Below are 12,194 nucleotides of genomic sequence, written 5' to 3' on the forward strand. Positions count from 1 at the left end.
GCACGAGGTGACCGCTTGCCTGATACCCACGATCCCGGCGCCATGCCGGTCGCCTTGGACGCGATGGGCGGCGACCACGCCCCGGACGAGATCGTCGCGGGAGCCGTACACGCGGTGCGGGAACACGGAGTCCGCGTCGTCCTCGTCGGCGCTCCCCGCCCCCTCATGGAGGCGCTCTCCGTCCACGACGCGCTCACCGAGGTCCCGATCATCCGGGCCGAGGAGGCCCTGGCCATGGACGAGGGCGCCCTGGCCAGCCTCCGCCGCCCCCGCTCCAGCATCGCCGTCGCCTGCCATCTCGTACGGCGGGGCGAGGCCTCCGCCGTGGTCTCCGCCGGATCCACCGCCGGGATCGTGGCCACCGGCAAGCTCCGGCTCCGCAGCCAGCCCGGAGTGCTCAGGCCCGCCATCACCGTCGCCCTGCCGACCCGGCCCACCCCCACCGTCCTGCTGGACGCGGGAGCGAACGCCGAGGTGAAGCCGGAGATGCTGGTGCAGTTCGCGCACCTGGGCGCCGCCTACGCGGAGACCGCCCTGGAGATCGACGAGCCCAGGATCGGCCTGCTGACCATCGGCAGCGAGCCGGAGAAGGGCAACAAGCTCGTCAAACGGGCACACGAGCTGCTGTCGGCCGCCCCCGGCCTGAACTTCGCCGGCAACATCGAGGGGCACGACCTGCTCACCCGGGCGGTGGACGTCATCGTCACCGACGGCTTCACCGGCAACGTGGCGCTCAAGACCATGGAGGGCAGCGTCCGCTACGCCTTCGCCGAGCTCCGCGACACGATCAGCGAGAGCCGCACGGCCCGGCTGGGCGGAATGCTGCAGCGAAAACGCATCAGGGGGCTCAACCAGCGGCTGGACCCCGAGGTCCACGGTGGGGCCGTGCTGCTCGGGCTCAACGGCACCGTGGTCATCGCCCACGGCTCCTCGCAGGCCAAAGGGGTCAGCGCCGCCTGCGTGCTCGCCGCCGGGCTGGCCCGGCAGGGCGTGGTCACCCGCATCGGCGAACGCCTGGCCGCCGCCCCCCGGTCGCACCGCCTCTGGTAACCCTCCGCGCCCCCTGACGCCCCCGCGCAATGGTCGCACCGCCTCTGGTGACCCCCGCGGCCCCTGACGCCCTCCGCGTAATGTGGGAGACCCACACGAATCTCGGGGGGACGCGTGGAGCAGCCGGCGGAGCGGGGGCTGACCACTGCGGAGGTCGCCGAACGGGTGGCGCGCGACCAGGTCAACGTGGTCCGGCGCAGGTCGAGCAGATCGCTTCCGGCGATCATCCGGGCCAACGTCCTCACCCTGTTCAACGCGGTGATCGCCGTCCTGTGGATGCTGATCATGATCTTCGGGCAGTGGCAGGACGGGCTCTTCGGCGCGGTGATCGTGGCCAACTCGGCGATCGGCATCGTCCAGGAGCTCCGCGCCAAACGCACCCTGGACCACCTCGCCGTCGTCAACGAGGCCCCCGTCAAGGTCCGCCGGGACGGCGCGGACACCCGGATCCCGCCCAGACAGGTCGTGCTCGGCGACCTCATCCTGCTCGCCTCCGGCGACCAGCTCCAGGTCGACGGCCGGGTGGCGGACGCCGACGGGCTGGAGGCGGACGAGTCCCTGCTCACCGGTGAGGCCGACCCCGTTCACAAGCGCCCCGGCGACCAGATGCTCTCCGGCAGCTTCATCGTCGCCGGCACCGGTTCGTACGTCGCGACCAGGGTGGGCGGCGACGCCTACGCGGCCAGGCTCGCCGACGAGGCCAGCAAGTTCAACCTGTCCCACTCGGAGCTGCGCGCCGGCGTCAACCGGTTCATCAAATACATCACCTGGTTGATCGTCCCGATCGGCACGCTGCTCGTCTGGAGCCAGGTCAGCAGGACGAGCGACTTCGGCCAGGCCATCACCGGCGCGGTGGCGGGCATCGTCACCATGATCCCCGAAGGCCTGGTCCTGATGACCAGCATCGCCTTCGCCGTCGGAGTGATCCGGCTGGGCAAGCGCCGCTGCCTGGTCCAGGAGCTGCCCGCCATCGAGGTGCTGGCCCGGGTGGACGTGCTCTGCCTGGACAAGACCGGCACGCTCACCGCGGGCGGCATGAGCCTCGACCGGGTACGCCCGCTCCGCGACGACCTGCCCGTCGGCGAGGCCCTCAGCGCGCTGGCCCACCTGGACCCGGACCCCAACCCCACCGCCCGGGCCGTCCAGTCCGGATACCCCGACCCTCCCGGCTGGCGCCCCGGCCTCAAGGTGCCCTTCTCCTCGGCCCGTAAATGGAGCGGGGCGGAGTTCGCCGGGCAGGGCGCCTGGGTGCTCGGCGCCGCCGACGTCCTGCTCACCCCGGGCACCCCGGAGTACGACGAGGCCGAGGAGACGGCTGCCACCGGCCTCCGCGTGCTCGCCCTGGTCCGGGTCGCGTCACTGCGCGACCCCGACGACCTCGGCCCCGTCGAGGCGGCGGCCGTCATCGCCCTCAAGCAGCGGATCCGCCCCGAGGCGGCCGCCACCCTCGGGTACTTCGCCGAGCAGGGCGTCACCATAAAGATCATCTCTGGCGACAACCCCGAGTCGGTCTCGGCCATCGCCCTCTCCCTCGGCGTACCCGGCGGGGAACACGCGGTGGACGCCCGCACCCTGCCGGAGAACGATCCCGGGAAGCTGGCGGAGATCCTGGACGCCAACACCGTCTTCGGCCGGGTCACCCCGCACCAGAAGCGCTCGTTCGTCGGCGCCCTCCAGTCACGCGGTCACACGGTCGCGATGACCGGCGACGGCGTCAACGACGTGCTCGCGCTCAAGGACGCCGATCTCGGCGTGGCGATGGGCTCGGGCAGCGGCGCCGCCCGATCGGTCGCCCAGATCGTGCTGATGGACGACAACTTCGCCGGCCTGCCCTCGGTGGTGGCGGAGGGCCGCCGGGTCCTGGCCAACATCGAGCGCGTCTCCAGCCTCTTCCTCACCAAGACCTTCTACGCCATCGTCCTGTCCCTGCTCACCGGGGTCGTCGGGCTCGTCTTCCCGTTCGCCCCCCGGCACTCCACCCTGGTCAACGCGCTGACGATCGGCATCCCGGCGTTCTTCCTGGCACTCGCGCCGAGCAACGAGCGGGCCAGGACCGGCTTCGTGCCACGCGTGCTCCGGCTGGCGATCCCCGCCGGAGTCATCTGCGCGGTCGCCGTCTACCTGTCGTACTGGGCCGCCCAGACCGGCTCCTCCACCCTGGAGGAGAACCGCACCTCAGCGGTGATCACGTTGTTCATGACCACGTGGTGGGTGCTGGTCCTGGTCGCCGGGCCGTACGTATGGTGGCGCGTCGCGCTGGTGACCTCCATGGCCGTACTGTTCGCGCTCGCCCTCGCCACGCCGTTCACCCGGGACTTCTTCGCGCTCGCCCTCGGCGACCTGAGCAACGACCTCGTCGCGGCCGGGTTCGGCGCGGCCGGCATGGTCGCGCTGACGATCGTTTTCAAGATCATGCGATCGCCCGATATATCGCCGGGTCAGGGCCGGTCAAACGATACCCTTGAGTCATGACCGACCCGCAGCTCGTCCTCACCGAGCGCGTCCAGCAGGCGCTGGCCGCCGCCTTCGGTACGGATTACGCCGACGCAGACCCGCTGATCCGTCCCTCGCAGTTCGCCGACTACCAGGCGAACGTGGCGATGAGCCTGAGCAAGCGACTGCGACGAGCCCCGCGGGAAGTCGCCCAGGAGATCGCCGATCACCTCTCCGGCCGCGCCGAAGGCACGCGGGGTGACGCCTTCCCCGGCACCGTCGAGGTCAGCGGTCCCGGCTTCCTGAACATCACGCTCTCCGACGACTGGATCGCCGAGCAGACCGCCGAGATCATGGCCGACCCGCGCAGCGGCGTCGCCCAGGCCACCCCGCCGCAGACCGTCGTGATCGACTACTCCGCGCCCAACGCGGCCAAGGAGATGCACGTCGGCCACCTGCGCACGACCATCGTCGGCGACGCCCTGGCCCGCGTGCACGAGCACCTGGGCAACAAGGTCATCCGGCAGAACCACCTGGGCGACTGGGGCACCCCGTTCGGCATGCTCATCGAGCACCTGCTGGACATCGGCGAGGCGACCGCCGTCGCCCAGCTCGAGGCCGGCGAGGGCAACGCCTACTACCAGGCGGCCCGCGCCAAGTTCGACTCCGACCCGGAGTTCAACCAGCGCGCCCGCACGCGGGTGGTGACCCTCCAGGCCGAAGAGCCGGAGACCATGCGCCTGTGGCACATCTTCATGGACGCCACGGTCCGCTACTTCAACAAGGTCTACCGCCAGCTCGGCGTGACGCTGACCGACGACGCCATCGCCGGTGAGAGCATGTACAACCACATGCTCGCCCAGGTCTGCGACGAGCTCCAGGAGCGCGGCATCGCCGTCGTCAGCGACGGCGCGCTCTGCGTCTTCCCGCCCGGCTTCACCGGCCGCGAGGACCAGCCGCTGCCGTTCATGATCCGCAAGAGCGACGGCGGGTACGGCTACGCCACCACCGACATGGCCACCATCCACTACCGCGTCCAGGACCTCAAGGTCGACCGGATCCTCTACGTGATCGGGGCGACCCAGGCCCTGCACATGTCGATGCTGTTCGCCTCCGCCAGGATGGCCGGCTGGCTGCCCGACCACGTCAGGGCCGAGCACGTCCAGATCGGCAGCGTGCTGGGCAGCGACGGCAAGATGTTCAAGACCCGCAGCGGCGAGTCCGTCAAGCTGCTGGACCTGCTGGACGAGGCGGAGACCCGCGCCGCCGCCGTGCTCGCCGGCCGCGACTACGACGACGCCGCGCGCGCCGAGATCGGGCACGCCGTCGGCATGGGCGCGGTCAAGTACGCCGACCTGTCGGTCAGCCACGACAGCGAATACGTCTTCGACTTCGACCGCATGCTCGCCCTCACCGGCAACACCGGCCCCTACCTCCAGTACGCCACGGCCCGGATCCGCTCCATCTTCCGCAAGGCGGACATGGCCCCGGCCACGGCGACCGGCCCGATCCTGCTCGGCCACCCGGCCGAGCGCGCCCTGGCCCTGCAGGTGCTCGGGTTCGGCTCCGTCGTGGACGAGGTGGCCGAAGGCTCCGCGCCGCACAAGCTCGCCGCCTACCTGTTCGAGACCGCGAGCGTCTTCACCACCTTCTACGAGAACTGCCCCGTCCTGAAGGACGACGTCGACCCGGCCACGCGCGCCTCGCGGCTCGCCCTGTGCGCGCTCACCCTGCGCGTCCTGGAGACCGGCCTGGACCTACTCGGAGTCCCGGTTCCCGAGCGCATGTGAGTTATCCACCGGATGATCGCCTTGATTCACCAAATCGAGGCGATCATCCGGCAAAGTTGGGTTCGGCGCGCCTCCCGACGGGGATGACCGAGGCGCACTACGCTGGCGCGGTCATCGGTCACAACTTCGGAGAGTTCTCTGCCTTGAGCACCGACCTGACCGCGAGTTCCCATGTCGGGACGGAGTTGCACCGCTACGCCGAGGCACTCCTGGCGAATCTGGCCGCCGACGCGGCCCTCTCCATGACGCCGCCGCGATTGCCGGACACGACCGATCACTGGCTGGCCCCGGCAGTCGAGGCTCTCGTTCTGCTCATGCGCGGCGAAGACGCGCTCGAACCCCTCGGCCGCGCCGCCCAGCTCGACGGGCAGCGGACCGCGCTCTTCCTCTGCCTGGCCCTGGCCGTCTCCGGCCAGGGCGACCAGATCCATGCCTCCTGGCTGGGCATCGCCTTCGGCGAGATGGCCGTTGACCGTCCGGTGACCCACGGCCAGCGTGCGCTCTGGCTCGCCGCCGCCAGGGGGGCGTACGGCCCCGCGGGCAAGATCTTCGTGCTCCGCAAGCTCGACGCGGTGGCCGCCCCCTCGGAGGTCGAGCCCGACCGCTGGCTGAGCGCACTGACCCCGCACGAGCCGTCGATGGTGGTGCCGCCGTCCCTGGTCGACTTCCCCCAGCTCGCCGAGCTCCCCGAGCTGGCCGAGCCCGTCCAGGCCGCCGACCAGCTGACCCGCCTGCTCGGCCGCTGCATCGAGATCACCTCGACCCGGGAGGGGACCGGCGGGAAACTGGCCAACCGCGCGAGCAGGCCCGCCGCCGTGTGGACCGAGGGCGAGCCGCTGACGGTGCTGCGCCATCTGATCGGCTCAGGTGGCCCCGAGGGGCCGATGAACTCGCTCGCCGGTCACCTGCTCGGCGACCTGCAGCCCGGCTCCGACCCGCATCTCGCCGCCATCGCGCTGCACATGGCCGCGCCGATCGTGCGGACCGCCGCCGAGCGCCTCGTCCAGGCCACCCAGGTCGATCCGCCGCAGTCGGTCACCATGCCGCTGCTGGGGCACCGTGTGGTGCTCCGGCCGGAAGGCCCGGACGCCGAATCGCTGGCCGCCGCCGAAAAGCGCATCACCGTCGAAGGAGTGCCCGTCCGCGGCCGGCCCTGGCCCGCCTACGCGCTGCTCGCCCTCGGCGTGGCGGCTCTGGTGGCCGCGCTCGTCACCCCGGTGACGCTGCCGCTCACAGCGCTCGCGGTGGCTCTGCTCGCAGCGGGGGGCCATCAGCTCTGGCGCCGCCGCAGACGCGAGCAGGCAGACGCCGAATACGTCACAGCACAGGTCTCCGAGCTGCGCGAGCTGGCCGAGGGCGCCGTGTGGGCCCTGCACGAATACGCTCGCGAGAGCGAGAAGCGCGCCCAGACCGCCACCTCGGACCTGGCCGAACTGGTGCGCGTGCTCCGTCGAGGTCCCCGCGCGGGGTAGCTGGGAGCTGACGGATCCGGGGCACACGGGAGCGCCGGGGCCAGGTAACCCGGGGACACCGGGTGGGGGAAGCACGGGAACCCCAGGTCCGGAGGACACGGCAACGCCGGGCCCGGAGAGGACGAGAACGCCGGGCTCACCCAGCCGCAGCTTCCGCCTCCACCGCCCACCTGCGCGCCTTCGCCCACGGCATCCGCCGTGACCACGCCGCCGTCAGCCGATCTCCTTCCTCGAGATGCGCAGTATCCCTGCGGCCACCGGAACGACGATCCACACGAACACTGACACGGTCAGCCTAAGGGCGGCGTCGCCGGTGAGCCCGCCGTTCATCAGGGGGTTGGTGGTGAGGTTGAGGTCGAGCCAGCCCGCCAGGATCGCGCCCATGTCGCCGAGCCGGGCGACGGTGCTCCACAGGGCCGTGCTGGCCAGACAGATCACGATCGCCGCCGGCGCGTTCAACAGCGCCAGACCCATGCCGAGGCCCTGGCCGGTCACCAGCACCATCGTCGCGATCCAGCCCAGCACCTTGGCGGGCGCGACGGTCCACGTGGCCTCGACGCCGTGAACCGCGGCGGCGACGGCGGTCATGGGCAGGGCCGCCAGCAGGGCGAACACGCAGCCCGCCACGGTGACCGCCAGTGGCGGCAGGCACTTGGCCGCCAGCACCCGCCCGCGCCGGGGCTCCAGCACGAACGTGGTCAGCGCGGTGCGATGCCGCCATTCGCCGGTCACCGTGAGAATGGCCAGCACGGGCAGAAGCGTCCCGAGCGGGATGGCGGCGGTCCCGGCCAGGGTGAACCAGCGCGGCTCCGACGTGAGGCCCCGGGCGACGACGGCCACGAGCGCCAGCCCGATCGCGCTCACCGCGAGGATGAGACCGCTGCGCGTGTCGAACAGCTTGCGGGTCTCGACCCGTAGCAGCCTGGTGAACGGAATGTCGATAGGGGTCATGCGGCGCTCCTGTCGGCTTGAGCGGTCAGTTCGAGGAAGGTCCGCTCCAGGCCGCCATCGCGGGCGAACTCGGCGACGGTGCCCCGGGCGAGCACCCGGCCGCGTCCGATCATCACGATCTGGTCGGCGACCTGCTCCACCTCGTGCAGCAGGTGCGAGCTGAGCAGCACCGCGCACCCGGAGTCGGCCAGGCTGCGCAGCAGCCCGCGCATCCACTGGATGCCCTGCGGGTCGAGGCCGTTGGCGGGTTCGTCCAGGATGAGCGCCTCGGGTCGGCCGAGCAGCGCGTGGGCGATGCCGAGCCGCTGCCGCATGCCCAGCGAATAGCCGCCGACGGCCCGCCTGCCCTCCTTGCCGGTCAGCCCGACCAGCTCTTGGCTCTCCTCGACGCGCGAGCGGGGCAGGCCCAGCATCATCGCCCCCAGCGTCAGGACCTCCCGCCCGCTGCGCCCCGGATGCAGGGCGCCGGCGTCGAGCAGCGTGCCGACCCGGCGGCCGGGACAGGCAAGTTCGGCGTACGGCCGCCCGAACACGGTGGCCGACCCCGACGTCGGCCGCGAGAGCCCGGTCAGGATGCGCAGAGCCGTCGACTTCCCCGCGCCGTTCGGTCCGAGGAACCCGGTGACGCTGCCTGCCTCGACGGTGAAGGACACCTCGTCGAGGGCTTTCACCCCTTTGTATGCCTTGCTGACGCAATGGAATTCGATCACGGGCCTAGTTCACCGGATTCCCCGCCTCGGGTCATCGGACCTAGGTCGACGGCCACCGGCCGAGAAAAAGACCCAGGGCTACCCGCTCTGGACCCTGGTAGCTAGGGGCGGCTCCGGCGCTTCCCTAGGCTGTCGGGCGTGAATGGGTCAGGGGTGGATGAGTGGGGTGTCGATGAGTCGGGCGTGAAAGGAAAGAGCCGGGGCGAGGCTCTGCGTTACCTCTGCGCCACCGTGCCTGCGCTGTTCGTCAGCGGGATCTCGATCCTGTCAGCCGTGAACCGCGAGGTCACCCCCGACCTCGCCCGGATCGCGCTGGACTTGGCCCTGTTCGGGGCCGGTCTGGGGTTGATGCGATGGCGGCACCGCTTCCCCTGGCAGGTCGCGCTGGCGACCGCGCTCCTGACCCTCTACTCGACCACGGCGGCCGGCCCCGCGTACGTCACCTACGTCGCTATGTGCACGCATTGCCGTTGGCGCCAGATCGTCCCGGTCGCTCTCGCCACGTGGCTGTGCCCGGCGGCGCAGATCCTGTGGTCGGACGCCGACAAGCTCAGGGGCGTCTCCGTCACGAGCGTCACCATGGTGACCGGCAGCGTGATCGTCGGTGGGCTGACCGTCTTCGGCCTCTACCTGCGCACATGGCGCGACTTGGCCGCCTCGCGGCGACAGGCCGCGCTCGAGGCGCAGGCGCACCGCGTCGAGCAGGCCAAACTAGCCGAACGGGTCAATATCGCCCACGAGATGCACGACGTGCTGGCACACCGGATCTCTCTGCTGGCCATGCTCGCGGGCGGCCTGTCGCACCGCACCGACCTCACCGCCGAGCAGACTCGCGAAACGGCCCAGGCGATTCAGGAGAACGCACACCAGTCGCTCAACGAGCTGCGCGCCGTGCTCGGCACGCTGCGGCGCGACGGCGGCGTCGAGGACCCGCAGCCGAGCCTGGCGGACCTGGACGCCCTGTTCGACGAAGTACGCGTGGCCGGGCAGCAGGTCGAGGTGGCCGACACTGTCGAGGGGCGCGAGCTGCTGCCGGCGCAGACGGGGCGGCACGCGTACCGGATCGTGCAGGAGGCGCTGACCAACGCGCGCAAGCACGCGCCGGGTACCCGAGTGAGAGCCGAGCTCGGCGGACGGCCTGGCCAAGGGTTACGGATCCGGATGAGCAACCCGGCTCCATACGCCGGATCGTCCAGCCCCGGCCCCAGCCCCGGCCTCGGCGGACGGCTGGGCCTGGTCGGGCTGGCCGAGCGTGCCCAGATGGCCGGGGGCACCCTGAGCCATGCGGTCCAGGACGGACACTTCGTCCTTGACGTACGGCTGCCGTGGGAGGCTTGATCCGTGATCAGAGTGGTGATCGTGGACGACGACCCGATGGTACGCACGGGGTTGCGTCTCCTCACCGAGCGCGAGCACGGGGTGGCGATCGAGGTGGCCAAGGGCAGCTCGAACCCCGAGATCGCCACGAACCTGTCGGTGAGCGTGGCCACGGTGAAGGCCAACATCACCCGCATCTTCGCCAAACTCGGCACCGGCAGCCGCGTGGACGTGGCGAACAGGGCACGCGACGCCGGCCTCCTGTGATCCGAAATCGGTCGGTGGCTGAGCAGGCGGCGGTGAACCTCGGCGTACGGCAGTGCGTCGAGGTCAGTGATCAGGCCGACGTGGTCAGGTGATGGGTTCGAGGATGACGCGATAGCTGATTCCTGAGAACCGCCTTGGCTGCTGTCCGTATCGCCGCAGGTCAGCGCCAAATCCGTTGGATCTTTCGATCAGACTGCTGGGACCCCCGGGAGGACCAGAACCCCAGGTCCGGAGGACACGGCAACGCTGGGCCCGGGGAGGACGAGAACACCGGAAGGCACGTTCCAATCATTCCTGCCGTTCCGGTCATCACGGGATCAGCCGGTGGTGATCTCCACCTCGGCCGGAGCCAGGAGGAAGACCTTCTCCGCGATGCGCTCGATGCGGCCCTCGCAGCCGTAGGCCAGGCCCGCGGCGAAGTCGACCATCCGGGTGGCCTCAGCCGTGCTCATGACGTTGACGTCCATGATAACCGTCTGGCCGTCACGGAAGTGCCGTCCGATGATCGGAGCGTCGTTGTACTTCCTGGGCGTCAGCATCACGATCCGGGAGGGCTCGCTCATCGAACGCCAGCGCTTGGCCGCACGCTCCGAAGCGGGCTGCCAGTCCTCGCCCTCACCCTCGACTTCGTCCTCGTAGTCATAGGACTCGTCGTAATCCTCTGCTCCACCCAGGCCAAGGTAGGTCGCCACCTTGCGCACTGCCCCCATCGGCTCGTCCTTTCCTCAGGACCACGCCGCAGCCGGCTTGTCCTACACCTTGGACGGTAACCGACGGCCAGAAGTTCGCCGCGCGACACGCCCAACGCTTATTACCACTTTGTACGGCTAGCGCACTGGTTTGCCTGGCCCTCATACCCGCTTTCAGCCGAATATTGTCGATCAGTTAAAATTACTTCATGCGTATCTATACGGTCGATTCATTTACCGACCAATTTTCCAAGGGTAACCCTGCGGGGGTCTGCTTGCTCGACAATCCGGTTCCGGATGCCTGGATGCAGTCCATCGCAGCGGAGATGAGGCACTCCGAGACGGCCTTCGTGCTTGAAGGGGAAGACGGCGAGCCGTATTCACTCCGTTGGTTCACACCGGTGGTCGAGGTGGCCCTGTGCGGGCACGCCACCTTGGCCGCGGCACATGTGCTGTATTCCACAGGATCAACCCCGGAAACCCTTGATTTCTCGACGAAGAGCGGGATTCTGTCCGTGACCAGGGACGGAACGGGTCTAATCAGCATGGACTTCCCGGCGAAGGTGCTGGAGGCGACGAGCCCGCCGGACGGTCTGGCGGCGGCACTGGGGGTCGAGCCTCTCTGGGTCGGCAAGAACGTCTGGGACTATCTGGTGGAGGTCGACTCCGAGGAGACTCTGCGCGCCGTCTCCCCCGACTTCCTCGCGCTGAAGAAGGTGGACGCCCGAGGAGTCATCGTGACGGCTCCCGCGTCGAGCCCCGGTGTCGACTACGTCTCCCGGTTCTTCGCTCCGAGAGTCGGTGTCGACGAGGACCCGGTGACCGGTTCCGCCCACTGCGCCCTGGCCCCCTACTGGACGGGCAAGCTCGGCTCGGCCTCCCTGGTCGGTGCCCAGCTCTCCCAGCGGGGCGGTGTGATCCACACGACGGTGCGAGGTGACCGGGTCGAGCTGAGCGGGCGTGCGGTGACTGTGCTCTCCGGAAAACTCCACGTCTGAAGAACGTAGCCGGCCGGGTGTAGAGTTCCTGCCGGTCGCATGGAAGGGCGGAATCCGGTGGCGGGCATCCGTCCGGAGCAGGGAGGCAGGTCCCCGGAGAAGGGCCGGTGGAAAAAGGGTCTGCAGGAGAACACACCGACTGAAAGAGGGCAGAGAAGCAGGGCAAGGGGCGAGAAAAAGGGGTCCGGAAAGCAGAAAAGGCCACCCCGAAGGGTGGCCTTTCCTAAAAAGATTGTCCGGCGGCGACCTACTCTCCCACACCGTCCCCGGTGCAGTACCATCGGCGCTGAAGAGCTTAACTTCCGGGTTCGGAATGTAACCGGGTGTTTCCCCTTCGCCATAACCGCCGTAACACTATGAAACTGTCAAACACACACGGCGCTTGCTGTTTCAGAATCGCATAGTGGACGCGAGCAAAAATTGCTTTGTGGTCAAGTCCTCGGCCTATTAGTACCGGTCAGCTCCACACATTACTGTGCTTCCACCTCCGGCCTATCAACCCAATCGTCTATTGGGG

At 69.6% G+C, this 12,194-nt stretch carries 10 protein-coding genes and 2 rRNA genes; 7 read left to right on the forward strand and 5 right to left on the reverse strand.

Annotated elements, in window-relative coordinates; all coding sequences use genetic code 11:
- Positions 1-42: 42 nt before the first annotated feature.
- From plsX to BM085_RS40470, 4 genes are all read left to right on the forward strand, one after another.
- Positions 43-1,050, forward strand: a complete 1,008-nt coding sequence (plsX, locus tag BM085_RS40455; protein ID WP_177245515.1) for a phosphate acyltransferase PlsX — start codon at positions 43-45, stop codon at positions 1,048-1,050.
- 114 nt (positions 1,051-1,164) lie between these two features.
- Complete coding sequence (locus tag BM085_RS40460) at positions 1,165-3,522, forward strand: HAD-IC family P-type ATPase (RefSeq protein WP_245789983.1); 2,358 nt, start codon at positions 1,165-1,167, stop codon at positions 3,520-3,522.
- Positions 3,519-5,273 (forward strand): arginine--tRNA ligase, encoded by a 1,755-nt coding sequence (gene argS, locus BM085_RS40465; protein ID WP_093892048.1) that lies wholly within the window; start codon positions 3,519-3,521, stop codon positions 5,271-5,273. The genes BM085_RS40460 and argS overlap by 4 nt, the downstream gene beginning before the upstream one ends.
- 143 nt (positions 5,274-5,416) lie before the next feature.
- A complete protein-coding gene (locus tag BM085_RS40470) occupies positions 5,417-6,745 on the forward strand; it encodes a hypothetical protein (RefSeq protein ID WP_245789984.1) in 1,329 nt (442 codons plus the stop codon).
- Between the two features lie 213 nt (positions 6,746-6,958).
- Here the strand turns inward: BM085_RS40470 and BM085_RS40475 are convergent, their stop codons facing one another.
- Together BM085_RS40475 and BM085_RS40480 are read right to left on the reverse strand one after the other, a co-directional pair.
- Positions 6,959-7,696 carry a hypothetical protein gene (locus BM085_RS40475; protein WP_093892050.1) on the reverse strand — a complete coding sequence of 246 codons (738 nt, stop codon included), beginning with the start codon at positions 7,694-7,696 and terminating at the stop codon, positions 6,959-6,961.
- Positions 7,693-8,406, reverse strand: coding sequence for an ABC transporter ATP-binding protein (locus tag BM085_RS40480; protein WP_093892051.1), 714 nt, complete (start codon positions 8,404-8,406; stop codon positions 7,693-7,695). Before BM085_RS40480 ends, BM085_RS40475 begins: the two co-directional genes overlap by 4 nt.
- 183 nt (positions 8,407-8,589) lie before the next feature.
- On the opposite strand from BM085_RS40480, the gene BM085_RS40485 reads away from it, so the two are divergent.
- Positions 8,590-9,744: a sensor histidine kinase gene (locus BM085_RS40485; protein WP_093892052.1), complete on the forward strand. Its 1,155-nt coding sequence runs from the start codon at positions 8,590-8,592 to the stop codon at positions 9,742-9,744.
- Between the two features lie 3 nt (positions 9,745-9,747).
- A complete protein-coding gene (locus tag BM085_RS40490; RefSeq protein WP_245789985.1) occupies positions 9,748-9,990 on the forward strand; it encodes a response regulator transcription factor in 243 nt (80 codons plus the stop codon).
- A 317-nt stretch (positions 9,991-10,307) separates the two neighbouring features.
- Here BM085_RS40490 and BM085_RS40495 read toward each other — a convergent pair whose 3' ends face one another.
- Complete coding sequence (locus BM085_RS40495; protein WP_012895305.1) at positions 10,308-10,700, reverse strand: cell division protein SepF; 393 nt, start codon at positions 10,698-10,700, stop codon at positions 10,308-10,310.
- 188 nt (positions 10,701-10,888) lie between these two features.
- Here BM085_RS40495 and BM085_RS40500 point away from each other — a divergent pair, with 188 nt between their 5' ends.
- The gene (locus BM085_RS40500) at positions 10,889-11,677 is read left to right on the forward strand and encodes a PhzF family phenazine biosynthesis protein (RefSeq protein ID WP_093892053.1); all 789 of its coding nucleotides are present in this window, start codon (positions 10,889-10,891) and stop codon (positions 11,675-11,677) included.
- Between the two features lie 234 nt (positions 11,678-11,911).
- Here the strand turns inward: BM085_RS40500 and rrf are convergent.
- Both rrf and BM085_RS40510 read right to left on the reverse strand, forming a co-directional pair.
- Positions 11,912-12,028, reverse strand: a 5S ribosomal RNA gene (rrf, locus tag BM085_RS40505).
- 76 nt (positions 12,029-12,104) lie between these two features.
- A 23S ribosomal RNA gene (locus BM085_RS40510) occupies positions 12,105-12,194 on the reverse strand; the annotation flags it as partial.

The sequence above is a fragment of the Streptosporangium canum genome (assembly GCF_900113865.1).
Lineage (GTDB): Bacteria > Actinomycetota > Actinomycetes > Streptosporangiales > Streptosporangiaceae > Streptosporangium > Streptosporangium canum.